This is a genomic window from Xenorhabdus sp. PB62.4 (assembly GCF_014467285.1).
Classification (GTDB): domain Bacteria; phylum Pseudomonadota; class Gammaproteobacteria; order Enterobacterales; family Enterobacteriaceae; genus Xenorhabdus.
The window spans coordinates 113,180-139,267 of sequence record NZ_NKHR01000007.1 but is presented as its reverse complement, the minus strand read 5'-3'; the positions used below and the strand labels follow the sequence as shown (position 1 = coordinate 139,267).

General features: G+C 44.3%; 20 protein-coding genes. 8 read left to right on the top strand and 12 right to left on the bottom strand.

The features are described 5' to 3' along the window. Nucleotides 1-52: 52 nt before the first annotated feature. The 7 genes from Xenpb_RS08820 to Xenpb_RS08790 all read right to left on the bottom strand — a co-directional run bounded on the left by Xenpb_RS08820 (nucleotide 53) and on the right by Xenpb_RS08790 (nucleotide 10,702). Complete coding sequence (locus Xenpb_RS08820) at nucleotides 53-445, bottom strand: hypothetical protein (protein WP_187653980.1); 393 nt, start codon at nucleotides 443-445, stop codon at nucleotides 53-55. Between the two features lie 9 nt (nucleotides 446-454). After that, nucleotides 455-997 carry a LemA family protein gene (locus Xenpb_RS08815; RefSeq protein ID WP_187653979.1) on the bottom strand — a complete coding sequence of 181 codons (543 nt, stop codon included), beginning with the start codon at nucleotides 995-997 and terminating at the stop codon, nucleotides 455-457. A 12-nt stretch (nucleotides 998-1,009) separates the two neighbouring features. After that, nucleotides 1,010-2,083 (bottom strand): hypothetical protein, encoded by a 1,074-nt coding sequence (locus tag Xenpb_RS08810; RefSeq protein ID WP_187653978.1) that lies wholly within the window; start codon nucleotides 2,081-2,083, stop codon nucleotides 1,010-1,012. Between the two features lie 26 nt (nucleotides 2,084-2,109). Then, the gene (locus Xenpb_RS08805; protein ID WP_255523088.1) at nucleotides 2,110-2,673 is read right to left on the bottom strand and encodes a LemA family protein; all 564 of its coding nucleotides are present in this window, start codon (nucleotides 2,671-2,673) and stop codon (nucleotides 2,110-2,112) included. Between the two features lie 25 nt (nucleotides 2,674-2,698). Next, a complete protein-coding gene (locus Xenpb_RS08800; protein WP_187653977.1) occupies nucleotides 2,699-7,648 on the bottom strand; it encodes a DNA repair ATPase in 4,950 nt (1,649 codons plus the stop codon). A 35-nt stretch (nucleotides 7,649-7,683) separates the two neighbouring features. Further along, nucleotides 7,684-9,879, bottom strand: a complete 2,196-nt coding sequence (locus tag Xenpb_RS08795; protein ID WP_187654003.1) for a flotillin family protein — start codon at nucleotides 9,877-9,879, stop codon at nucleotides 7,684-7,686. Between the two features lie 196 nt (nucleotides 9,880-10,075). After that, nucleotides 10,076-10,702, bottom strand: a complete 627-nt coding sequence (locus Xenpb_RS08790; protein ID WP_187653976.1) for an NfeD family protein — start codon at nucleotides 10,700-10,702, stop codon at nucleotides 10,076-10,078. A 710-nt stretch (nucleotides 10,703-11,412) separates the two neighbouring features. Between Xenpb_RS08790 and Xenpb_RS08785 the strand changes: the two genes are divergently transcribed. Further along, nucleotides 11,413-12,102, top strand: a complete 690-nt coding sequence (locus tag Xenpb_RS08785; protein ID WP_187653975.1) for a hypothetical protein — start codon at nucleotides 11,413-11,415, stop codon at nucleotides 12,100-12,102. A 93-nt stretch (nucleotides 12,103-12,195) separates the two neighbouring features. Further along, nucleotides 12,196-13,302, top strand: a complete 1,107-nt coding sequence (gene asd, locus Xenpb_RS08780; RefSeq protein ID WP_187654002.1) for an aspartate-semialdehyde dehydrogenase — start codon at nucleotides 12,196-12,198, stop codon at nucleotides 13,300-13,302. Between the two features lie 126 nt (nucleotides 13,303-13,428). On the opposite strand, the gene Xenpb_RS08775 is transcribed toward asd, so the two are convergent. Then, on the bottom strand, nucleotides 13,429-14,151 hold the full coding sequence (locus tag Xenpb_RS08775; RefSeq protein WP_187653974.1) for a hypothetical protein: 723 nt from the start codon (nucleotides 14,149-14,151) through the stop codon (nucleotides 13,429-13,431). Nucleotides 14,152-14,657: 506 nt separating this feature from the next. Between Xenpb_RS08775 and Xenpb_RS08770 the strand changes: the two genes are divergently transcribed. Next, nucleotides 14,658-15,284, top strand: a complete 627-nt coding sequence (locus Xenpb_RS08770) for a hypothetical protein (protein WP_187653973.1) — start codon at nucleotides 14,658-14,660, stop codon at nucleotides 15,282-15,284. Between the two features lie 82 nt (nucleotides 15,285-15,366). Here Xenpb_RS08770 and gyrB read toward each other — a convergent pair whose 3' ends face one another. The 4 genes from gyrB to dnaA are packed head-to-tail and all read right to left on the bottom strand — an operon-like array spanning nucleotide 15,367 to nucleotide 21,418. After that, on the bottom strand, nucleotides 15,367-17,781 hold the full coding sequence (gene gyrB / locus Xenpb_RS08765; protein ID WP_187653972.1) for a DNA topoisomerase (ATP-hydrolyzing) subunit B: 2,415 nt from the start codon (nucleotides 17,779-17,781) through the stop codon (nucleotides 15,367-15,369). Nucleotides 17,782-17,799: 18 nt separating this feature from the next. After that, nucleotides 17,800-18,891, bottom strand: a complete 1,092-nt coding sequence (gene recF / locus Xenpb_RS08760) for a DNA replication/repair protein RecF (protein ID WP_187653971.1) — start codon at nucleotides 18,889-18,891, stop codon at nucleotides 17,800-17,802. A 33-nt stretch (nucleotides 18,892-18,924) separates the two neighbouring features. Further along, nucleotides 18,925-20,025, bottom strand: a complete 1,101-nt coding sequence (dnaN, locus tag Xenpb_RS08755) for a DNA polymerase III subunit beta (RefSeq protein ID WP_187653970.1) — start codon at nucleotides 20,023-20,025, stop codon at nucleotides 18,925-18,927. Nucleotides 20,026-20,029: 4 nt separating this feature from the next. Beyond that, complete coding sequence (gene dnaA, locus Xenpb_RS08750) at nucleotides 20,030-21,418, bottom strand: chromosomal replication initiator protein DnaA (protein WP_099113082.1); 1,389 nt, start codon at nucleotides 21,416-21,418, stop codon at nucleotides 20,030-20,032. Nucleotides 21,419-22,154: 736 nt separating this feature from the next. Here dnaA and rpmH point away from each other — a divergent pair. The 5 genes from rpmH to mnmE all read left to right on the top strand — a co-directional run bounded on the left by rpmH (nucleotide 22,155) and on the right by mnmE (nucleotide 26,008). Next, the gene (gene rpmH, locus Xenpb_RS08745; RefSeq protein WP_015836465.1) at nucleotides 22,155-22,295 is read left to right on the top strand and encodes a 50S ribosomal protein L34; all 141 of its coding nucleotides are present in this window, start codon (nucleotides 22,155-22,157) and stop codon (nucleotides 22,293-22,295) included. An 18-nt stretch (nucleotides 22,296-22,313) separates the two neighbouring features. Next, complete coding sequence (gene rnpA / locus Xenpb_RS08740) at nucleotides 22,314-22,673, top strand: ribonuclease P protein component (RefSeq protein WP_099112999.1); 360 nt, start codon at nucleotides 22,314-22,316, stop codon at nucleotides 22,671-22,673. Then, the gene (gene yidD / locus Xenpb_RS08735) at nucleotides 22,637-22,894 is read left to right on the top strand and encodes a membrane protein insertion efficiency factor YidD (protein WP_072061399.1); all 258 of its coding nucleotides are present in this window, start codon (nucleotides 22,637-22,639) and stop codon (nucleotides 22,892-22,894) included. The genes rnpA and yidD overlap by 37 nt, the downstream gene beginning before the upstream one ends. 2 nt (nucleotides 22,895-22,896) lie before the next feature. Beyond that, entirely contained in the window at nucleotides 22,897-24,528 is a 1,632-nt protein-coding gene (gene yidC / locus Xenpb_RS08730; protein ID WP_187653969.1) for a membrane protein insertase YidC, read from the top strand. A gap of 115 nt (nucleotides 24,529-24,643) precedes the next feature. Continuing rightward, a complete protein-coding gene (gene mnmE / locus Xenpb_RS08725) occupies nucleotides 24,644-26,008 on the top strand; it encodes a tRNA uridine-5-carboxymethylaminomethyl(34) synthesis GTPase MnmE (protein ID WP_187653968.1) in 1,365 nt (454 codons plus the stop codon). Nucleotides 26,009-26,088 lie beyond the last annotated feature (80 nt).

The window sequence follows — 26,088 nt, the reverse complement described above, 5'->3', positions numbered from 1 at the left end:
ACTGAACATCATCATCACAGCCAGTTTCTCTTTTGCTGATGGGCTATCTAATTTACTTTTTCCTTCTTTTTTTACTCTGTTTTCTACCGATTATTTCCGGATCATGTCCAGATAAAGGCGAGTTAATGTAATCTGCCAACTGATGATAATTCAGCAGAATGAAGAAAAAACAACTTAACATAATGATTACGCAGATAAAGAACAAGTGTATTCCTTTGATATTCAGAACAAATAGACACATCGATACGATTAAATTTGGAAACAATGACAATCCAATAGTTCCCAGGATAATATTGGAGAAAGTCCTTAATGGAGGAATTTTCTGCAATATAGCAAATATGAAGAAAGGAATAAACAAGCCAAAGGTTGATATGGCAATGACGTATTCAGGTTTTTTTTCCATCATATCGGCAAAACCAAATAGATCAAAAGGGATAGTTAGCATGATATTTCCTTATTCACTGCCAGCTTTGATATCAAGCATAGTGCGTGGTTGATAACCTAATATTTTAGCGAATATCAGGTTAGGGAAAGTTTGGATGCCAATATTATAGAGAGCGACACTCTCATTAAAAAAATCACAGCGATCAGCAATTTTATTTTCCAGTAAAGTCATGCGTTTTTGCAATTTATGCAGACTGTTTGGCGCTTGTAATTTAGGATAGTTTTCTGCTAATACCCTTATGCTCTGCAAAACATTGGTGATTTCATTGTTAATTCCTATCTTTTGATTAGCATCAGAACTGGAAAAGTAGCGTTCTCGTAACTCGGCAAGTTCCAAGAGCAGTGCTTTTTGATGTGACATAGCTTGTTCAGCAATCCTTAATAATTCAGGAATTTCATCTGCCCGTTGTTTTAGCAATACATCAATATTGGCAAAGGCTTTCTCGGTGTAATTTTTCAGCGTGATAACCTTATTGTAGGTATCGGCCAAATAATAGAACAACAAAACCAACAAGATAATAATGATAAAAGCGGCGATCATAAAATGATTCATTGATTTCCCCTGTTAAAACAGCCAACTGAGTAAAGGAGATTGATTAAACATGAGTGTCAGTGTTTGCCCGTTATATTCGTATGGAATGGTCAGCACAATTGCACTCAGAAATACAGCTATTACGATAAACGTTAAGGCCGATTTTTTCAGTGGATGATATTTATTCCAGTGTTTAATCGATTCGATTGGGGATACTGCCAAAATATCGTTTTCGATGTCTCTCTGGATCACGACCTGATTATCTTTTTCAGCGGCTGAGCCAATTAACATAATGGTGTCATGGTTGAAGATTGCCCGCTCGACATAACGCATATTTCCTTTTTCATATTTGCATGTAGGGGGCAGGGAAATCAGTGACAGATCGTCAGTAATCACAGAAGCTGAACCTGTCTCATCCTGAATTTTGAAAGGCGCGCATTTGGTTTCATCATTGATTGTTTTGTAGTATTTTTTCCTTTCGGAATCTTTAGTTTCTTGATGTACGGTATAGTGGTAAGCAATACATTTTCTTTTACTCAGTGGAGCGGTGCGCAATTGTTGTTTTTCAGCAATCGCTTTGCCTTGCACTTCCACTAAGCCCATCGCCATTGAGCCTATTTTAGAAGTAGGAAGCATTTGCTGGAGTTTGAAGAACTGTTTTTTTGGGGTTTTTTGTCGCCATATCAACAAACCGGCTACGATAAAAAATCCGGCAAATAGTCCGAAAGAGGTGGGCTTGTCTAAATAATTCATACTGTAGGTAATGGCGAGTGCCAAGAACGTTAAGATCATGTAAATAACTGCCTGAAAGGCCGTTATTTTTCCCTTTCTGATACTATTTAGTAGCTCGAGACAGAATTTGAGAATATCCCATGCCTTGGCACTTAGGGCGATCAGAATAAGAAGGGTAAAGAAGAAGCCTATAACATACAGGATATTATCTTCATTGAGGTAAGTGACGATACTTGCCGACAAGCTGCTGATTGCTGCTGTTATTGATACCCATCTTTTTCGGTTGATGCGAATGTTATAAATCTCTGAGAATAAAATGACGGTAGCACCACTCAAAACCGCACTGAAAATGATTGAAGCGATAATAGAAGCCATTAATTGCCTATTTTGTTAAAAGCGATTTATTCGAACCGAATACCGTTATATTTTTTCTCTTCTGCGGGAATGTCTAACAACGGAAGACGTTGGTATTTAAGCGCATTTGCTACGAGCAGCGCGGGGAAAAGCTGAATACCAGTATTATAGATTGTCACAGCATCATTGAAGTATTCACGTCGGCGGGCAATTTTATCTTCCACACTACTGACTGCTTTTTGGAGTTCAATAAAGTTCTCGCCGGAAATCAGGGTCGGATAATTTTCTGAAATCGCTATAACCGCTTTTAGCGCTTGTTCCATCTGATTAGAGGCATCGATTTTTTCAGGCAGAGAGCCAGAATTCAGGTAATTTTGGCGGGCAGAGCTGAGTGCCGTAAAGATCTCACGTTCATGGGACATAGCCTTAGAAACAATAGACACTAAAGCCGGTATCTGGTCAGCACGTTGCTTCAGGATAACGTCGATATTGGCAAAGGCATTATCAACGTTATTGCGTAGTAGAATTAAACGGTTATAAAGGCTGACTCCTCCAATTATCCCACTGATAATCAGGAAAAAAAGCACTATAACGGTAATCATAATTTCCATTTGTTTTATACCTTAATGTTTCCTTTTAATGCTTCGGGTAGCTTCCCAAAGCCTGAATACTTTCAACCAAGTCAGCCAGTTGTGCCACAACGCGGTCACCCACATCGGCATTATCACCACCCAGTGCTTTATTTCGCATAAAATCACGTTTGATTTGCTGCCAGCGTTGTGCTTCTTCCGGTACCATTGTGCCGCGAATCTCTGCCAGTTTGAGCAGGTTCTCTTCGGCGCCACTTGTCAGCAATTGGGCTTCACCTAAATAGTGATCATCAATAATGCGACGTATTTCTTCGGCGTTCATGACAGCAGAAACTTTTTCACTGAGTTTGTTCATGTTGCGGTAACTGCCCTGCAACTTGAACGGTGGCTCTGTCCGGTATTTGTCGGATTGTGCAGCACTGGCAATGTATTGCTGATTCACTTTAAATACGGTTTCCCGCATCATCAGCAGACGTTCAAGGATCGCGACAATCTCAGTGATCTCTGCTTCACTATAGGGATAGCTCAGGCCATTACTGGAGAACGGCTTGCCCATCGCTTTATCGATAAACAGATACAAATCGTTCATATCACGCAATGCCAGCGGTGCCAGAACCGGATTCGATGTCAGGCTGTTTTCAATATAGCTCAGCGTAAATGCCTCTTCCATACCACCCAATACTTCGCCGAGGTTGTAGATATCAGCACGGTTTGCCAGCATATCCGGGATTTTGAACACTTCGCCAGATTCAGTATAAGGGTTACCAGACATAACAACGCAGAATTTTTTCCCTCGCATATCGTAGGTCTTAGTCTGGCTTTTCCAGACTCCTTCAATACGTCGTGTACCGTCACACAGGGAAATAAATTTCTGCAAGAATTCAGGGTTGGTGTGCTGGATATCATCAATATACAGCATCACGTTATTGCCCATTTCCAGCGCCAGATTCAGTTTTTCCAGTTCCTGACGTGCGGTGGCGTTTGGTGCCTGAGCGGGATCGAGTGACAAAACATCATGCCCCAATGCAGGTGCGTTGATTTTCATGAAGATCAAACCAAGGCGATTGGCGATATATTCCATCAACGTTGTTTTACCGTAGCCGGGCGGGGAGATCATTAATAACATCCCCATAAGATCTGTTCGTTTGCCTTCCCCGATCGCCCCGATCTGTTTGGCAAGGTTATCGCCAATCAGTGGCAGATAAACATCATTGATCAATTTATTACGTACAAATGAGCTGAGCGGGCGAGCCTTAAATTCATGGAGCCGTAGATTTTTTCTCTGCTGATTTAATACGCCTTGGCGTAATTCCTGATAATGATGATAGGCAGGAATAAATACTTTGCGTTGTTTGCGCATCCGGCAGAAATAGTCATCAAGGCTGAGAGTCAGAGCTTGGTTAACGATGGAAGGGTGTTCACCAATCAAACCGGTGACAGTAAAGTGCAGATCCACTTCACTGAAACGGGCATTCAGCGTTTTTTCTAATAAAACTAACGCCACAGCTTCTGAAATATAACCTTTCAGAGAGGAAAATTCTGGCAGGGAACAGAGACCATTCAGCCAATTTTCCACCAGCATCCAGCGTTGAGTAAAACGTTGACCGAGATTCTGTTGGGAGTGGTTGAAATCCCCCCACATATGGGCTTTTTCCAGTTCAGATTGTAGTCCTTCCAATAACGTACGGGCATATTTGCTGAAACTGAATTCCACGTTTGTCCGGCTCAGTGCCAGGCTCAGGTATTCCGCTGCTTGTGTTTGTTGGTAAGGCTCACACTTGATTGGATGGCGTTCAAGGAACAGGCTAATCTCTGCTTCGATTTCCGCCTGGAGATCCAGTAAGCCGGCATCATTACGGAAAAGCTGATAAATATTGGCGCAGGTACGGGCTCGTTCAGGCCACAATGCAGGCTGTTCTTCGTGTTGAACTTGTTCCCAAAAAAGCACAGCAATCCCTCTGGCATGAGGGTTGAACCGTAAAAGGTCGGCACTTTCCCCAACCGGAATTAATTTACGCAGGATTTCCACTGCGTCATGATCATGAATACCTTTTTCATAGCCTTCTTTATAGCGAGGTGCAGCGAATTCACGAACGGTTTTTTCCAGAATGTCTGGCTTGCTTAACAGGGATTTCAAGCCATCCAGTGTCAGGTCATTATGTTCTTTACTCGCTGCATAAATCAGTGAATAAGCAAGGTACTCCGCGCGATAAACCTGAGGGGATTCTGATTCGAGAGTAATCGACCAATAAGGTTTCAGGGATTCAAGTTCCGGGCTATCAATGGGTTCCTGATAATCTGTGCCTGTCAGGTGCAGATAGAGATAATCACCCCGTGGCAGGATGGTGAGATCCAGCTCTTGGGTATTCACGCTGAAACGGTGGCGTGGGCCAAGTTTGATAACGTTTCCGCCATCTTCATAGATTTCAGTCTTATCCCGCAGGCTGCGGATCGCCTGATCTCGCGCAGCTTTGAATTTGGCATCAATATCGTCTGCTTTTACGCTGTCTTTCAGTTCCCGCAAACGTTCAATGATTTCGCGGGTTTTCAGCGATACGGTATCGGAAGCAAAGAAGGCATTCAGTTCATCAAGGGACGAAAATTTTGCTGTCCGGCGACTCACGCTATCCAGCAGACGTTCTGCCGCAATCTGCAAGTTCCGGGTCTTACGCTGACGTTCATCCAGCAGTGACTGTTTGTGAGTTTCAAAGGTTTCCAGCAACTCTTCACGTTTATCCAGAATGTCATTCAGGAACTCATCGTGATCGCTGAATTGGGTTTCCAGCTCTTCCAGTTGTACTAATAGGCGGGAAAGCTGTTCGTCACAGCGTTCTGGATCGGTAGAGAGTGTCAGGGCATTGGTAATTCCCTGACTGAATAATTTAAATTGTGCACCAAACTGCGCAACGGACTCAACCGCACCCTGTTCTTTACGGCGTTGTTGCAGTCTGGCGCGAGCCTGATTCAGCAGGGCATAAATTTCGGAAATCGACTCAATGATATGGGTTTGTTGGGTTGTGTCTTCGAATTTCAACGAAGCCATCAGGTTTGACAGCATATCCAGATCGGAGGACATTTTTTCCATGCCCGCCAGTGGCTCGTTAAGCTGGGCGCGGTTGGCAGCGGCCTGAACCTGTTTTTCCAATTCTTGCAATTGCAGGGTAAATGGTTGTAGTGCTTTTTCGCTGGCAAGAAATTCGGCAGTTGCCAGTGAAATGCGCTGTTGGTTATCAGCCAGTTGCGCTTCCATTTCATCAAGGCGGGATAAATCGATATAACGATGGTCGCGCAGTGTGATCAAGTGACCACGCTGGATACTCAGACTGTTTAAGGCTTCAATAAATTGCTGAGTCTCGGTCCAGCTTTCAGGCAGCATCGCTGTCAATAACGCTTTCTGATGTGATGTTGCCTCATTCATGGCCCGAATGGACTGGCGACGGATACTTTCTACTTTTTCGTATTCATCCAGTACCTTCTCACCGGTATTGGCGATCTCTTTCAGTAACCCGGAGATATGCAGGCTTTGTTCGTCATTGAGCCAATAGTAGATATCTACCAAACGGCGGGCATCTTGGCAGAGTTTTTCGTAGAGCAGGGAGGAAATCTGCTGTTGTTCAATTTCTTTGGCGATATGGTAAAGATCGGAAATACCGCGCACCAGTTCAGCATTACCGATGCGGCCTAAAAAGCTGTTTCTCGCAGGTTGGCGAGCGGCGTATTCGTCAGAATAGAACGGAGTTTGCCAGATTTGCATCGGATGGATGCGGGTTGGTTCCTCTGATTGCCCTTCAAACAGCACCATCTGACCATCTTCCAGCATGGCATAGCCGTGACCAAATAGTGGATTTTGGAGTTTGCGTTCGATTAAGTTGTAATTGAACAGAGCCAAACGGCCTAAATTGGGTTCATAGAAGATGTACATGACATCTTCGCCATTTGGGGAGCGGCGGACACGGCGAAAACGCATGCCATCCATCGGCTGATCGAAAGTTTTGTATTCCCCGCTTTGCAAATAATAGCCGCCGGGGAAAATAATACCGTGATCTTCCGGTAACTGGATACAGGCCAGACCGATGGCATCAATACGCTGCACGCTTTGGGTCAGCGTGTTATAGACCAGATAACGCCAGAATTCTTCACGGTAGGGCAGGATTTTCAACAGGATCAGGCTGCCTGTCTGGGCGTATTCAATCTGGGCATCATCCAGTGATTGGGTTTTATCCAGCACCGCTTCTCGGTAGATCCCCAATCCATCTTCAGTATTATTTTCACATTTAATCGTCAGATCGCCGCCAATGGTTTCCACAAACACGGTATCCAGAATGTTCATATGTGGATAGCGGCCATTTACAGTATTTTCGCGTGTGGTTTTCTGCCATTCAAAATCATAGGCGGGAGGCAGGGCGATATCGCGTTCACCGCGATTATCGATATAGGTTATTTCTGTTTTGTCGCTGGAGATAGCCCAGCGGAACACGCGAATATCGGTAATTCGTTCACCAATCTGAAAGCTGGCGAGCAGTTTGCCATCACGCTCGACCAGTTCCAATAGTTGGGTATTTTTGTAGTAAGTGTACAGTTCGTTGAAATCCTGTACGAAGCTGGTGATATTGAGAAACGTGCCTGTCAGCGGGACGGATTCCACATCATATTCGTCATTTTCTTTCTTGAGCCTGTACAGGGAAAAAACATCTTCAACCCGCGTCTCTTTTTTTAAGCCGAGGAATACATTGTAGCCAAATAATAACCAATTGCCGACACGGACAATATCACGGGCAACGCAGTTGTTTTCTGTGCGGATGCGGATACGCCCGATAATGTCAGTCTGGTTTTTGCCAAATTCTTCCAAACGTCGGCTGTTCAACAGGCTGGCTTTTTCATGTAGCTGCTGGCCTTGTTCAGACAGGCGACTGCGTAAGATATCGTAGGCCCCGCCTTCCGCGACAGCATTATCCAGTAACTCCTGTTCACGATTATTCAATTGGCTATCTGACATGGCGTATCACGTTTCCTTCAATATGGTTCAGTATCTTACTCTTCAGTACTTTCTTTGTTATGGCGTTTTTTATTTGCGCCAAACATGTTGACTAAAGACTGCACTTCTGGATTTTGCAGGAGTGAATCGAGGTTTATTTTTTGTTCCCCCGCTTCTTTTCCATTGATTTCTTTTTCACCTTTTCCCGCCAGTAACTTCTGCATGGCTTCTTTTACCAGCGGGCTTTTGTCTGCCACGCCATTAATGGCCTTGCCTACACTGAGTGCTTTGGAGAAGGTATTAAAGAAACTGCCATCACCACCCACGATATCAATGTTGGTTTTGCTGAGCGCCGCTGCCAGCACTTCCGCTTGCTCTTTGGCAATCTCTTTGTTGGCTGCAATGGAAGCCATCGCTTGTTCGAAGTTTTTCTCAAGCTGCATACGGAACTCTTCGTGATCGCGGGCTGTATCATTGAGATTACCCATCGCCGTGAATTTGTCAGTCAGACCGTCCGCTTCTGCTTTCAGACGCTGACGGATAACTTCTGCTTGTGCTGAACCCAGTTGGCCTTCACCGCGAGCCTGTGCCACCAGTTTTTCTTCCAGCACTTTAGCATCCGCCAAACCCAGTTTTTCTTTGGCATTGGCTTGTTGCTCATCACCACGCGCTTGTGCTGCCAATTTCTCTTCCAGAACTTTTGCTTCGGCAAGACCTTGTTTCTCGGCTGCGCTGGCCTGGGCTTCCAGAACACGTGCTTCGGCCAGACCTTTTTCCTGCGTACCACGGGCTTCTGCCAGCAGTTTTTCTGCAATCACATTTGCCTGTACCAGACCTTCTTTCTCTTCAGCTTCGGCTTTGGCTTGGCGAACACGTGCTTCGGCCAGACCTAATGCGGCTTCTTCGGCCTCAATACCTTCAGCCATCCGTTTTTTCGCTTCTGACTGCTTGGCGGCTGCTTCCAGTTCTGCTTGCGCCATCGTACTGATTTCCAATGCCTTGTACTTGGCACTGTTCTCATCCGCTTCGGCTTGTTTCACCTGACGAACCAGCTCTTGCTCCGCATTGGCCTGGGCTTGAATAATGGTGATCTGCTTCTGGCGGTCGGCTTCAGAAACCATGCGGACTTCTTTGATGCGCTCTTCTTCCTGCGCCACGGTTTTTTCTACAGCAACACGTTCACGAATCACGTTAGAGATGTTTTTGCGCTCTTCTTCCAGCGCTTTTTCTTTATCGATGCGCTGGAGTTCTACTTCGCGTTCACGGGAAACAATTTCCAATTCTTGTGCACGAATGACTTTTTCCATCTCAATGGCGACGGCACGGGAGCGATTTTGTTGTGCAACTTCGACTTCACGCAGACGGTTTTCTTCTCGGATTTCAATTTCTTGTTGAGTCTGAATGCGAGCCTGCTCTGCTTTCAAGCGCTCTTCTTCCTGTACACGCAGAGTTTCAGCAGATTCACGGGCGCGGATACTTTCGATTTCACGCTTCTGACGGGCTTCTGCATCCGCTTGTTGGCGTTCCAATGCCAAACTGGCTTCACGGGTTTCTACGTTTTTCTTTTGGATAGCCAGTTCTTGATCACGTTCTTTCTGGTTAGTTTCAATATTGTGGATGGCGGTGATTTCAGTGATCTTACGAATACCTTCCGCATCGAAAATATTGTTCGGGTCCAGAGAGTTTTTCGGCGTTTGTTCCAGATAGTCGATGGCGACGTCTTCCAGCGCATAGCCGTTCAGATCCTTACCAATGACATCAACAATGCGATCGCGGAAGTTTTGGCGATCTTCGAACAATTTTGACAACTCGAATTGTTTACCCACGGTTTTTAGTGCTTCTGAGAACTTGGCGCTGAACAGGGCACTGACGGCGTTATGGTCAGAGGCACGTTCTACACCGATGGATTTTGCCACTTTCAGTACATCTTCGGTGGTTTCATTAACACGCAGGTAGAATGCAACGGTAATGTCGGCACGCAGGTTATCTTTACAGATCAGGCCATCTTTACCACGGCGATCGACTTCCAGAGTCAGCAAAGAAATGCGCATGAACTCCTTTTTATAAATGACCGGATAGACCAGCGCACCGGTAAAATGCACTTTCGGCTGGGATGACATATCGTTGACGATCAGCGCAGTTCCTTGTGGTACTTTGATGTAAAACGCTTTAAAAAGCCCAAAGAAACCCAGAATGACGACAATTATCGTCGCAACGATGATCAAGAAAGGCATGAAATCTGCCATGGCAATATCTGACATGTGTTTCTCCATTTTATTTTGGGGCTAACTTGTTTGGGACTGACGTGGAAGGCGTCAGGAACCCAAAACTTAAGCTGCTATTCATCCATGACCGAAATGTTGAGTGAGGCATGTCAGATAGCAAGGTTTACGATTAGTGATTAAACATTAAATAGTGATTAAATATTAACCATCGGCAAGTCAGTCGTTACAACTTAAATTCATCTTCACTCACCACGGTGTAACTGTGGGTTGCCGCGTCATAACTGATTAATACGACACGATCTCCACGAGTAATGCCGTCACTTTCTGGTGCCCGCACTTGTAAGATTAAACTGGCTCCGTGATTATCCATCAGAGCTTCACCACGCTGTTCAGTCACAATGGGGGAGCGGACTTCGGCGACTTTGCCAATCAGATTGTCAACACTGTTGGAACGATTGAGTCTGGATAATTTCGGTTGTAATGGGCGCAAGATCATTGCCGTCAGTAATAAGGCAATGAAACTCACGATAAAGAAAGTGGCGATTCCAAGTAAATAACGGAACACATCAGTTTCAATGAAACGGAGCATCAAGTGCATGCTGAAATAGCTGAGTGGCCAGCCAATCAGAGTAATGAGCGTAATAATAATGGTGACAGGAATTCCAGTGAGGCCGAGTTTTGTTAACCAGCCAGCCAAAGAAGATACATCGAAGCTATCTACATCCACACTCAGGAAATCAATATCAAGCAAACCAAAAGCAGCACATATCCAATAAAATAAAACAATGAATAGTAACCCACTGAAAATAACAACAGGAAAAGCCAAGCAGTTTTGTAAAAAAAGCGCCATCAGAATGCTGTCTCAAAGTGATAATAATTATTAAGCAATGCTTAATTAAATCAGTTTTCAGAATAAGTTAATAGCGGAAAAAAGGTCTTTTTTGAATCGTATCGCAATAATTGGATTACTCTGATTACCTGATATTTATCATAGAGATTAGGCGATAAGCATACCTGTTTTATAGATTTATGGCGAAATGAAATAATGAATATCAAAATGACCAAAAAATATAAATTAATTTCTCATTAAGTGACAATTAATAGTGAAAAAATCTAGAAGACTCAATATGAAAAGAAATAATAACAAACTAAACTATTAGCTTATATTTGATTTTTTCATTTTAGTTCAGTTCGGTGAATAGCATCAAAAGAGAGTTGTCAGCAACCAGAGGTTGGATTAATGTTATATTATAACATTCGGTCACTCTAATCCACGTTTTAAGGCTGTTCAGGGTAAGAAAAAGAAAGGTTGATCCAAAGCCTATAGTTTTGCTGTAGGTTGCTTTTATTCTTTATTTCCATCTCGTTGATATTCTGATCATTAAATCAGAACGCAATCCTTAATGTAGTTAATTTATTTGCTTGTTTTTCTGCAATATTTCGTTCATAACTAATAAATAGGTAATTAATTGCATGAGTAATCCCCAAAATTGCTATCGTATTCATACTACTTAGTATGGGAATGGTAAGAACAAGAGTAGCATATAAGGAATGGTTATCATGAGAAATATTAAAGTCTTTCGTGGTTTTTATACATTTGAAGATATTTATCATGGTCATTTTCGTTTATCAGTTTGTTCTCATGGTGAATATGATGAAAATTATTTCATGGAATATTTAACCGTCCTGAGCGAAAATCTGACTGTAGAAAATATGACACCTGGTGAACTATATGATCAATTAGTTAATAACGGAGGAATAATATTAGACAGATTTAGGTATATTCATCTGGTGGTATGTAATTCCGCAACTTGCGAGAAGGATAGAGATTCTCCCTATAGCTTTGAGGAATCTTTTGCTTCTGAGTTTTCTAAATTGTGTTCAAACAATATCGTGATTGGTTATATTGGGTCGGTTAAGATACGCAATAATTATTTTAATCCACAAACCTTGAGTTATGAGCATAATGAAGATATTCAACGTAATGAAGAAGTATTCAGAATAAGTCATATTTGCCAGCTTCATTTTTCAGGGCTTTCTCTAAACCAAAATGCCAGAGCTGCTTTTATGGCAGAAAAAGAAGCTTATTCAAGGGTAGTTACTGTCGATCCTATTACGCCAAAACCTTTTTTGAGATCCAAAAAGCCAGGCAAACCGATAAGTGGTCATAGTTCCAGTAGAGTGGGAAGGCATACTTCTGTCTGGTTTAAAAATGGCAAACGCATCCATGCAGAAATGTTGGTGTTATAGTGCATAAATATGCTTGCACCTTTCGTCATATTTTGTCAGTTTTAAGGATGTCAGTTGTATCTGACGAACATCTTTCAAGGCAGGGTAAACATGATGAAGAGTGTAGGTTTTATCGGCTGGCGCGGTATGGTCGGCTCAGTATTAATGCAGAGAATGATGGAAGAGCGGGATTTTGACGAAATCAATCCGGTTTTCTTTACAACTTCCCAACATGGGTTGCCTGCACCGGAATTTGCGGGTAAATCAGGCGTTTTACAGGATGCTTTTAATATCGAGGCGCTGAGTGCGCTGGATATAATCATTAGTTGTCAGGGCGGGGATTATACCAATGAAATTTATCCCAAACTGAGAGCAACCGGCTGGCAGGGATATTGGATTGATGCTGCTTCCGCACTGCGCATGAATGACGATGCGATCATTATTCTCGATCCCGTTAACCATCAACATATTCAGAACAGCCTGAATAAAGGCATCAAAACGTTTGTTGGTGGTAACTGTACTGTCAGCCTGATGTTGATGTCATTGGGTGGTTTGTTTGCCAATGATTTGATTGAGTGGGCATCGGTATCAAGCTATCAGGCGGCTTCTGGCGGTGGTGCCCGTCACATGCGTGAACTGCTGGTGCAAATGGGAATGCTGCATAATCAGGTTGCAGATGAGTTGCAAGATCCGGCTTCCGCCATCTTGGATATTGAAAAACGTGTCACGGATTTTACCCGCAGCGGTGCATTGCCGACTGACCAATTTGGTGTTCCTCTGGCGGGGAGTCTGATTCCCTGGATTGATAAGCAACTGGAAAATGGGCAGAGTCGTGAAGAGTGGAAAGGCCAGGCGGAAACCAACAAGATTTTAAATACGGGCAGTCGTGTGATTCCGATAGATGGTTTGTGTGTTCGTATTGGAGCATTACGTTGTCATAGTCAGGCATTTACCCTGAAATTGAAAAAAGATATTCCGATTCATGAAATTGAAACATTGCTGTCTTCTCATAATGACTGGGTTCGTGTGATCCCGAATGATCGTGAACTGACAATGCGTGAATTAACGCCGGCAGCGGTGACTGGCACGTTGAATACGCCGGTGGGGCGCCTGCGTAAACTGAATATGGGGCCGGAATATCTCTCTGCATTTACCGTCGGTGATCAGTTGTTGTGGGGAGCGGCTGAGCCTTTGCGCCGTATGCTGCGTATTTTGTTGTAGAAAAGGGTTAAGTTTTTTTATTGAAGTGACTATTCAGCATCCGTTAGGATAATACCGCCAATTCGATAGAGAAATTGGCGGTATTTATTATTTTTTTCATCTGAGTTTATTTTTTATATTGAAGGGTTAGAAGAGTTTTTTAAATTTGTATACACGATCTTCTGTACAGAAAGTCCAAAAATTGTTTCCATTTGGATCTAATGTCATATAGTCATTATTATCAATGAATCCCATTCTATGATAAACTCTATTCAATTCATCAGTTGCTGTCATTAGCTTTAGTTTTCCTTCAAAACCCATGTCATTGGATAGGTTAACTGCTTTTTCCATCAATAAATAGGCGCAGTTTTTTATTCCTGGATGAGTGACAAGGTTGTTTACTTCCAGAGAATTATCATCACATTTAAGTTGAATTATTCCGATAGGCATTGTTTTAATAAAACAAACCAAGTAAATAAAATCTTTAATCTTTCGACTATCTTCATTGATGTCATATCGCATTGAAATTAGTATTTGTTCAGTTATACAGCATCTCAGATCCCATAAGTCTTGTGGTGTTTTTAATTTTTTCTCTTCTATATTACGCCATGTATATTCAGTATCTTCAATATGGTCCAGCCATTTATCTTCACGAATGGAGTTGAGAAGTTTATTGATTGCATTTTTTGCTTCTTGTAGATTAACTTCTCTTGATTCGATAAAGGAAAGTTTGTGTATAAGCATTTGATTATTAATTTCTATATTAGATAGATTATCGGGTAGTGAGGTGGATAGATTTTTTGAACGAGTCAAAGAATTTGACTGCATTTTTTCAATATCTTTATTAAAAGAATAAGTTTTTTTAAACATAATAAAGACCTCTTAATATGGTTTTTTCAGTAATTTCCTTTAAACCTATACTCGCTGCGGCTAAGAAAAAGGCCATGCGTTGCTCTGAGTTTCTTTTAAGTTATCTGTATTGTTAATGTGTTTAAGCCAACCACCTTTAGTGATTGAATCATGAAGTTTTGATACAAAATTTATTCTTTTTAGCATGATGAAAATCCTTATCAAATGGTGGTGTTATTTTATTGGTATAAGGCTTGTTTTTGTTAAGTTCTCATCCTCTGCAAACTCACCGATAATATATAATAGCAATAAAATTACTGCCGGAATAGTTAAATTTTGTTTAATTTATGATATAAAAATATTCTATGTTTGATTTTTTATAGTGAGTGATTTTTATTATCTATTTTAATTATCTCTGACTTAATTTGTTTTTGTTTTATGTTAACAGTTGAATTAGATTTTTATTGTTGGTTTATATGAGAAATAAACTTATTATAAACTTTTATAGTTTAATGGTGAGGTTTTTTATGAGACTGAATAAAAAAAGTTATCTTCTTATGCTGCCTATTTTGTTAGGGGTGAGTCATTTTAGTGTAGCGGATAAAGCGATTGAGGATTTAATCACAAAGAATGGCTTAAAAGATACGAAAGTGATGTCGTTGTATAAAAATGGAACATTGGTTGTTGAGACCAACACGTCGAATAAAGTGACTTTAATCAATAAAAAAGCAGCCAAAGCCAATAAAGCGGCAGAAGACGCAATGTATTGGTATCGGGGAATGGGATCAAATGAATATAAGGCATTTGATGCCAATAAATACCGGAAGGTTCCTTGTGTTACAGAGGCAAAAGCATTTTGTGGTATTGCACCTCGTTTTGATTATTCAAAAGGTTATTTGACTAATAAAAATCCGGGTGTTGTCATTGAATTCAGTACAATAGAGCCTAAATGGCTATATAATGATTTTCATGGGCAGCATGGCTGCGAGGTTAAAGCCGAGGGTGGTGGAACATATGGCTTAGGCCCAGCAGGAACATCTGCAAGCTGTGATACCACTTATAAACAAAAAGGGCTGGGTAATGTGTTTAATAAGTGGTTGGAAAAACCAGAAAAGATTGATGTGATTATTTCATATGTGTTATTGGCTAAATAAAAAACTCATATCAGCAAATGATATGAGTTTTTTTATCCCAGATAACGAAAGTTATCTGGGATATTAAAGTTAAGCAGCAGTATTAAATATCAATATTCGCCGCTTTCAGCGCATTCTCTTCAATAAATGCACGGCGAGGCTCAACGGCATCACCCATCAGGGTCGTGAACAGTTGATCGGTCGCAATGGCATCTTTTACCGTGACACGCATCATGCGGCGTGTTTCAGGGTTCATTGTGGTTTCCCACAACTGATCCGGGTTCATTTCTCCCAGACCTTTATAACGTTGGATGGAAAGACCACGGCGTGATTCTTTGGTCAGCCATTCCAGAGCCTGTTCAAAGCTGTTGACTGCCTGACGACGCTCACCACGTTCAATATATGCGCCTTCTTCAATCAGGTTTCCGATCAATTCACCCAGTTTGGTGATGCGGCGATATTCGCCACCGTGGATAAAATCGAAATCCAGATTGTAGTTGGTATCAACGCCATGTGTACGAATGGTCAAAACTGGCTCGAAAACCTGACGTTCACGGTTTTCATGAATGTGATAGCTGTATGTGCTGCCATGCTGCTCTTTGTCATTCAGGCGAATAGTCAGTGCACTGACCCACTCTTCCACTTTTGTCTGATCGTTCAGTGCATCTTCGGTCAGTTTTGGATGGTAAATCAGGTTGTTCAGCAGAGCCAGCGGATACAGGCGTTCCATGCGGCGGATGATTTTTTGGGTGGCGTTAAATTCAGTCACCAGATTTTCCAGTGCTTCACCTTTCAATCCCGGTGCATGTGGGTTGGTATACAGCGCAGCACCATCCAATGCGATGGACATTTGGTACTCTTCCATTGCATCGTCATCTTTGATGTATTGCTCTTGTTTGCCTTTCTTCACCTTATACAGCGGTGGCTGAGCGATGTAAACATAGCCACGCTCAATGATTTCTGGCATCTGACGATAGAAAAATGTCAGCAACAGGGTACGGATGTGAGAACCATCGACGTCGGCGTCGGTCATGATGATAATGCTGTGATAACGCAGTTTGTCCGGGTTATATTCGTCACGCCCAATGCCACAGCCCAGTGCGGTGATCAGGGTTGCCACTTCCTGTGAAGACAGCATTTTGTCAAAACGCGCTTTCTCAACGTTCAGGATCTTGCCTTTCAGTGGCAGGATAGCCTGATTTTTACGGTTACGCCCCTGTTTTGCCGAACCACCCGCAGAATCACCCTCCACCAGGTAGAGTTCGGACAGGGCAGGATCGCGCTCCTGACAGTCAGCCAATTTGCCCGGCAATCCGGCCAGATCCAATGCACCTTTACGGCGGGTCATTTCACGCGCTTTACGTGCTGCTTCACGGGCACGTGCCGCATCAATGATTTTACCGACAACCGTTTTGGCATCGTTCGGGTTTTCCAGCAGATATTCCACCAGCTTCTCATTCATCAGGGTCTCGACAGCGGTCTTCACTTCGGAAGAAACCAGTTTGTCTTTGGTCTGGGAAGAGAATTTAGGATCAGGCACTTTAACGGAAATCACCGCAATCAAGCCTTCACGAGCATCATCACCGGTAGCGCTGACTTTGGATTTTTTGTTGTAGCCCTCTTTATCCATATAGCTATTAAGGGTACGGGTCATCGCGGTACGGAAACCAACTAAGTGCGTTCCCCCATCGCGCTGAGGAATGTTATTGGTGAAGCAGTAAATGTTTTCCTGAAAACCATCATTCCATTGCATGGAAATTTCAACGCCAATCCCGTCTTTTTCCGTAGAGAAATAGAAAACATTTGGGTGAATTGGGTTTTTATTGCGGCTCAGGAACTCAACAAACGCCTTGATCCCACCTTCATAATGAAAGAGATCTTCTGCATTTGTGCGCTTGTCGACTAAACGAATGGAAACACCGGAGTTCAGGAATGATAATTCACGCAGACGCTTTGCCAGAATATCGTATTCGAATTCAGTGTTAACCTTGAACGTCTCCATGCTTGGCCAGAAACGGACAGTGGTTCCCGTTTGTTCGGTATCACCGACAACTCTCAACGGTGCCTGTGGAACACCCATATGATAGGTCTGTTCGTGGACTTTTCCGTCACGACGGATAGTCAGTTCCAGTTTTTCTGATAAGGCGTTAACAACAGAAACCCCTACGCCATGCAGCCCGCCGGAAACCTTATAGGAGTTGTCATCGAATTTACCCCCCGCATGCAGCACGGTCATGATGACTTCTGCTGCTGAAACACCTTCTTCTTCGTGTATGCCGGTAGGAATACCGCGGCCATCGTCCTGTACAGAAACGGAGTTATCTGCATGGATAGTGACAACTATCTTGTCACAATGACCTGCGAGGGCTTCGTCGATAGCGTTGTCAACAACCTCGAAGACCATGTGGTGCAGGCCAGTACCATCATCGGTATCACCGATATACATGCCTGGACGTTTACGGACGGCATCCAGCCCTTTTAATACCTTGATACTTGAGGAGTCATATGTATTCGACATCAACGTTTCTCGCTCATCTTAATCCTGTGGTTGAACCTCTATTTTGCCATGTTCTACGCGAAACATCCTGCTATTTACATCAATCATGTCTGTAACTTGCCCGGTTGTGATTGCACTGACAAACACTTGGGCTTGCGTAGATTTTAGACGCTCGGCTAATAGCTGACGACGGCCGGCATCCAGTTCTGAGGCAAAATCATCAAGCAGATACAGGCACTTTTGCCCGCTCTGTCGGGTGAAATATTCACCCTGTGCTAACCTCAACGCACACATCAGTAACTTCAACTGACCACGGGAAAGCATATCTTCTACCGGTGTGCCGTCCGCCCTGATCCGCAGATCAGCTTTATGGGGGCCGGAAGCGGTGTAGGTTAGCGATTTGTCGCGCTCGAACTGCCGCGCGAGTAGTTCTGCATATTCACTCTCTTTGTCCCAGCCTTGTTGGAAGCTGATACTGAGGGTGAATTCAGGTAAAAATTGTTGGCAGGTTTTTTCGATATCTTCCGAAATTCCTGCAATGTATTCAGCTCGCCATTGACTTATTTCCGTCGCCAGCGGAGCGAGTTCACGATCCCAATGTTGGATCTGGTTATAGCGGGTGACTTGTCGCAATGCCGCATTCCGCTGTTTGAGCAGCCTTTTCAGGTTGACCCAGGCAGTGAAAAAGCGTGGCTCATTGTGAAAGCAGCCCCAGTCAATAAAAGCCCGGCGATATTTCGGGCCGCCATTTAGCAAGGTGAAACCTTCTGGTGTGATGAGCTGCATGGGTAACATTTTCGCCAATTCGGCGATTTTATGCCCGTCACTGCCATCGATCCTGACTTTGCTGTCGCCTTGGCGGTTTTTGCTCAGTCCGACCGATAAGGAACGTTCATGGGGTTGCTGATCAAGCCGCCCATGAAGAATAAATTCCTCGCAATCATGGCGGATCACCCTTCCGGCTTGAATACTGCGAAAGGCACGACCATGACCCAATGTATAAATGGCTTCCAGTATACTTGTTTTGCCGCTACCGTTTGGCCCAACCAGAAAATTAAAACCGGTCGCCAACGGTAAGTCAGCATTCGCGATATTACGAAAATCGCGGATCAGCAAACGCGAGAGAATCATAAGTGTGAATTAATACTGTTACAGGCGCATTCTTTACAGACGCATCGGCATCACGACATAAGTCGCGGCCTGACTGGCTGAGTTCTCAATTTTCACGCTGGATGTGGCATCTGTCAGCAGGAGACTCACCTGCTCGCATTTCAGTGCGTTCAGAACATCCAGTACGTAGCTGACATTGAAGCCAATTTCCATTTCTGTACCTCGATAGCTGACGTCGACGATCTCTTCTGCTTCTTCCTGTTCAGGGTTATTGGCTGTAATTCTGAGTTGGTTTTCGCTTAAGTAGATGCGGACGCCACGGAATTTTTCGTTGGATAAAATTGCTGCCCGTGAAAATGCTTGTTTAAGCATGTCGCAATTGGCTTCCAGTGTTTTATCCGGATTTTTCGGCAGTACGCGGCGATAGTCAGGAAAACGGCCATCAACCAATTTCGAGGTGAAGATAAAATCACCAACGTGGGCGCGGATGTTGTTGCTGCCAATCTGCAATTGCAGTGGATTATCACCGCCATCCAGCAGACGCATCAATTCAATGACACCCTTACGAGGTACTATGACTGAATGGGACGGCAGATTTTGCCCGATATTCATGGAACAGACTGCCAGACGATGGCCGTCTGTTGCAACGGTACGCAGTTCTTCCCCTTCGGTTTCAAACAGCATGCCGTTCAAGTAATAGCGGACATCCTGATGCGCCATGGAGAATTGAGTGGATTCAATCAGGCGTTTCAGTGTGGCCTGTGGCAGAGAAAATTCGACTTCGCTCTGCCAGTCATCAAGATTGGGAAAATCTGAAGCGGGCAGGGTAGAAAGTGAAAAGCGGCTACGACCGGAACGGACCAGAATGCGATCGCCATCTAATTCTACGCTGATCTCTGCGCCATCCGGCAGCCCGCGCCAGATATCAAAGAATTTACGCGCAGGGACGGTGGTTGCGCCCTGCTCATGAGGCAGGGTAAGCGTTACCCGTGCCTTCATTTCCATTTCTAAATCGGTACCTGTTAGCAGCAGAGAGCCTTCAGTGACCTGCAATAATAAGTTGCCTAAAATGGGCAGGGTAGGGCGACCGCCCAAGGGGCTGCTGACCTGCTGCAAGGGTTTGAGTAATTGCTCACGTTCAATGATGAATTTCATAGCGCTAGGAAGATAATGTTCTGATTAAGTTAGAAAAATCTTCTTTGATGTCATGACTCTCTTCACGCAGTTGTTCGATCTTACGACAAGCGTGAAGTACGGTTGTATGGTCACGTCCACCAAAGGCATCCCCGATTTCAGGCAAGCTGTGATTTGTCAGCTCTTTTGCCAGCGCCATTGCCATCTGTCTCGGACGGGCAACAGAGCGTGAGCGGCGCTTGGAAAGCAGGTCAGCAACCTTGATTTTGTAATATTCAGCTACGGTTTTCTGAATATTATCAATGGTTACCAGCTTTTCCTGTAGAGCCAATAAATCACGTAATGCTTCGCGTACAAAATCAATGGTAATCGCACGGCCTGTAAAATTGGCATTGGCGATGACTCGATTCAAAGCGCCTTCAAGTTCACGAACATTGGATCGCAGGCGTTTGGCAATAAAGAAAGCCACTTCACCCGGCAACTGGATTTGATTCTCGTCAGCTTTCTTCATCAGAATAGCGACGCGGGTTTCCAGCTCCGGTGGTTCTATGGCAACGGTCAATCCCCAACCAAAGCGGGATTTTAACCGATCTTCGACGCCGTTGATCTCTTTCGGATAGCGATCTGATGTCAGAATAATCTGTTGATTACCTTCCAGCAGGGCATTGAACGTGTGAAAGAATTCTTCTTGGGATCGCTCTTTATTTGCAAAAAACTGAATATCATCGATCAGCAGAGCATCCACTGAACGATAATAACGTTTAAACTCTTCTATCGCATTGTTTTGCAATGCTTTTACCATGTCCTGAACAAAACGTTCAGAGTGCATGTATACCACTTTTGCATTGGCTTTGCGTGCCATAATGCTATTGCCGACAGCATGCAGGAGGTGGGTTTTACCTAATCCTGTCCCGCCATAGAGGAACAAGGGATTGTATGCGCCTCCCGGATTATCAGCAACTTGCCTGGCAGCCGCTCTGGCGAGCTGGTTAGATTTACCTTCAACAAAGTTATCAAATGTGTGTTTGGGATTGACATTGGAACGATAGGATAACTCTGGCTGGGCTTTTGCAGTGTCCCAGCTTGGACGTACAGATGTACTGGACGGCGCAGCAGTTACCGGCATATCGGCAATGATTTTCTGAGATGCAGACTGGTTAGGTGAAACAGGCTTATTTCCTACTTCAAAACGCAGCAACGGTACTTCAGGACCACAGAAATCATTTAATAACAAATTGATATTATTGATATATTTCTCTCTTACCCAATCCAGCACAAAACGGTTGGGGGCGTAGAGAGCCAAAGTGTTATCACTCAGTTCTGCCTGAAGGGGTCGTATCCACATACTGAATTCTGTGGCAGGTAACTCATCCTGCAATCGGGCAAGACATTGCTGCCAAAGCGAAAGTGACACGGCGAACTCCCCTAAAACGAGACCAATAAAAGAAACCGGAATAATAGATACGTTATACTGGGCACAAGGCATTACTCCTCAATGCTGAGGAAGATAGCATGTACCTTGTGGCGATTTTTAATATCATCGCTCCCCAACGATCCGCAGATTAGAGAGGTTGGGATCGTGGCCGACGATCATAACGCAAAAGACGACATAGATCCTCATTCTTTTACACAGCTTTGACGCTTTTTATCCACAGGGTGATCACCATGCTTTGATACTTGCTGAATATAAAGGCCCGTAAGAGATACTGTAGTGTAATCATGGCATATAGCAAACTTCGTTTATCTATCGTTTAAAATTTAATGTGAAAACAATATGATGATCACTAATTCAATCACAACGATCTGTGTATGATCCTTGCGCTTTATTACACAGTCCGTATAATCTTGCACCCTGCGTGTTATGCCAACGATTTTTTTCCGGTCATGTCTGGTGAGGATTTGGGGTAAGCACTTCGGGTAGCAAAAAGTCTGGTCATGTTTGATGAATGTCTGGTTGCAGTAAAAAATCTGACAGGAAAACGGCCAGGCTCGCGTCATCTTGGATTGACTAAGGGTGGTACATTTTATTACAATCCTGCCTCTTTCTATATATTGATGTTGCGATTGAGGCATCGGTGTCTACTCATTCTCACTGGTCGCCAACGCATTTGCTGAATCAGTAACAAATTTTAAGCTAGGTAGAAATCGCTATGAAACGCACTTTTCAACCATCCGTACTGAAGCGTAACCGTACTCACGGCTTCCGCTCTCGTATGGCCACTAAAAATGGTCGTCAGGTTCTGGCTCGCCGTCGTGCGAAAGGCCGTGCTCGTCTGACCGTTTCTAAGTAATAAAGCTAACCATACCAAGTGGTTAAGCTCGCTTTTCCGAGGGAGTTACGTTTGTTAACTCCCGAGCATTTCACTTATGTTTTCCAGCAGCCACAACGGGCAAGCTCCGCAGAGATAACTATCCTTGGACGCCTGAATGAGCTGGGGCATCCCCGCATCGGTCTAACCATCGCCAAAAAAAATGTAAAACGCGCCCATGAGCGTAATCGTATCAAGCGATTGGCTCGTGAAAGTTTTCGTTTAAACCAGCATAAATTGCCTTCAATGGATTTTGTGATTTTGGTGAGGAAAGGGGTCGCTGAGCTTGATAACCGTGAGCTAACGGAAGCTTTGGGCAAATTATGGCGTCGTCACTGTCGCTTGGCTCGCGCCTCCTGATTGCCTTAATCAGGGGTTATCAGTTAGTGATCAGTCCACTACTGGGGCCCCGTTGTCGTTTCAACCCTACCTGTTCCCACTATGGGATAGAGGCATTGCGTAGGTTTGGAATGATAAAAGGCAGTTGGTTAACAGTGAAACGCATATTAAAATGCCACCCTTTACACAAAGGTGGTGATGATCCTGTCCCACCTAAAAACAACGATAACAGAGAACATTAACGATGGATTCGCAACGCAATCTTCTTCTCATCGCTTTGCTGTTTGTTTCGTTTCTGGTCTGGCAAGAGTGGGAGAGTGATAAGAACCCACAACCAACGGTCCAGATCACGCAGCAAGCAAACACGCTGAGTAGCGAAGCAAGCAGTGGGCAAGGCAAACTGATCACCGTGAAAACGGATGTGCTTTCGTTGCACATTAATACCCGTGGCGGTGATATCGAGGAGGCTGATTTGCTGGCCTATCCTGATACCCTCGGTTCCCAAAAACCGTTTAAACTGCTGGAAACAACCCCTGAGTTCACTTATCAGGCTCAAAGTGGGTTAACCGGTCTCAATGGCCCGGATAATCGGGCAGAACGCCCACTTTATCACACCACTCAGAATAGCTTCGTCTTGGCTGATGGTCAGGATGAATTACGTATTCCAATGACTTACACTGCGCCAGATGGCGTTGTTTATGTCAAAACTTTCATTTTAAAACGCGGTAATTACGCAGTTTCGGTTGATTACAACATCAATAATGTCACTGATAAACCGCTGCAAATGGCGTTCTTTGGTCAGTTGAAACAGAGCGTTGATTTGCCAAAACACCGTGATACCGGTAGCAGCAACTTTGCCCTGCATACTTATCGTGGTGCTGCGTACTCTTCTGAAGAAGCAAAATACGAAAAGTACAAATTTGATGAGATTGAAAGCAATGCGCTTGCTGTAACCACAAAAGGTGGCTGGGTCGCGATGCTCCAGCAATATTTTGCTACTGCCTGGGTTCCGGGTGAAGGCAAAACCAGCAATTTCTACACCATTGACCTGAAAAACCAGAAAATGGCGATCATCGGGTACAAAGGTGAAAACTTCAATATTGCGCCAAACAGCCAGCAGAATATCTTTTCTACCCTGTGGGTTGGCCCTGAAATTCAGGACAAAATGGCAGCGGTTGCGCCACATCTGGATCTGACTGTTGATTACGGTTGGTTGTGGTTTATTTCCCAGCCTCTGTTCAAGTTGCTTAAATTCCTGCATGAATATATCGGTAACTGGGGCTTCTCCATCATTGCGATTACCTTTATCGTGCGCGGTATCATGTACCCGCTGACTAAGGCGCAATACACCTCAATGGCGAAAATGCGCCTGTTACAGCCGAAAATTACGGCAATGCGTGAACGTTTCGGTGATGACCGTCAGCGCATGAGTCAGGAAATGATGGCGCTGTACAAAACAGAGAAAGTGAACCCGTTGGGTGGCTGTTTGCCTCTGATAATTCAGATGCCAATCTTCCTTGCTCTGTATTACATGTTGATGGGTTCTGTTGAGCTGCGTCATGCACCATTCATTGGCTGGATTAAGGACTTGTCTGCACAAGATCCTTACTACATCCTGCCATTGCTGATGGGGGTAACCATGTTTGTTATCCAGAAACTGTCGCCAACGACTGTGACAGATCCGATGCAGCAGAAGATCATGACTTACATGCCGGTTGTATTCACCGTCTTTTTCCTGTGGTTCCCATCTGGTCTGGTGCTGTACTACATCGTCAGTAACCTGGTGACGATCATCCAGCAGCAGGTTATTTTCCGCAGTCTGGAAAAGCGCGGTTTACATACCCGCGAAAAGAAAGTAGACCTTAATAAAAAATAGGTCTGTTAAAAAACCAGTCTGTTAAAAAATTAGGCTGTTAAAAAATAAGTAGAAGGCGGTCATTGGCCGCCTTTATTATTTCCGTTCCTAGTCCTGACTCAAAAGAGAGAATTTCATGAATACCACTGATACGATAGTCGCTCAGGCCACTCCTCCGGGACGAGGCGGTGTAGGCATCCTGCGTATTTCTGGCCGCAAGGCGGCGGAAGTCGCTCAAGTGGTATTGGGGAAACTCCCAAAACCTCGTTATGCTGATTACCTGCCTTTCCGTGATGCAGAGGGTTCTGTACTTGATCAGGGCATTGCCCTTTACTTTCCCGGCCCGAACTCTTTTACGGGGGAAGACGTGCTGGAGCTTCAGGGGCATGGCGGGCCAGTTATTCTTGATTTGCTGTTAAAGCGTATTTTGACGATTTCTGGTGTGCGCATTGCTAATCCGGGTGAGTTTTCGGAACGCGCTTTCCTGAATGACAAACTCGACTTGGCACAGGCAGAGGCGATTGCGGATCTGATTGACGCCAGTTCTGAACAGGCTGCTCGTTCTGCGATGAATTCCCTGCAAGGAACGTTTTCCAACCAGGTTCATCAAATGGTAGAAGCGTTGACTAACTTGCGGATTTACGTTGAAGCGGCGATTGATTTTCCTGATGAAGAAATTGATTTTCTTTCCGATGGCAAGATAGAGGCCAAGTTGGATGAAGTGATCACTGAACTGGATAACGTCCGTTCACAGGCGCGTCAGGGTAGTTTGCTGCGTGAAGGCATGAAAGTCGTGATCGCAGGTCGCCCGAATGCGGGTAAATCCAGCCTGCTCAATGCACTGGCCGGCCGTGAAGCGGCGATTGTAACTGATATTGCGGGCACAACGCGCGATGTTTTGCGTGAACATATTCATATTGATGGTATGCCGCTGCATGTGATTGATACGGCCGGATTGCGCGAGGCGAGTGATGAAGTGGAACGTATTGGTATCGAGCGCGCCTGGCAGGAAATCGAACAGGCGGATCGAGTGCTGTTTATGGTAGACAGTACGACAACGGATGCCGTTGAGCCTGCACAAATTTGGCCTGAATTTATGGCCAGACTACCCACATCCCTGCCAGTGACCGTTATTCGTAACAAGACGGATATGACGGGAGAATCAACGAGCGTATCAGAAGTCAGTGGCTACTCATTAATCCGTCTGTCTGCCCGTGACGGAGAAGGTGTTGATTTACTGCGCGATCATCTGAAAGAAGCGATGGGTTTCAACAGCAATACTGAGGGTGGTTTCCTTGCTCGCCGTCGTCACTTGCAGGCATTGAATACCGCGGCAGAACATTTGCAGGAAGGCCATCAACAGTTGGTTTTCGCTCGCTCAGGAGAATTGTTGGCAGAAGAATTGCGTTTGGCACAGCAAGCGTTGAACGAAATTACCGGTGAATTTACTTCTGATGATTTGTTAGGGCGGATTTTTTCCAGTTTTTGTATTGGGAAGTGATTGTCTAGTCCTGATATACGTTGACTCTATTTTACTCATAATGCCTGATGATGGACTTCATCGGGTGTTTTATATTTTAG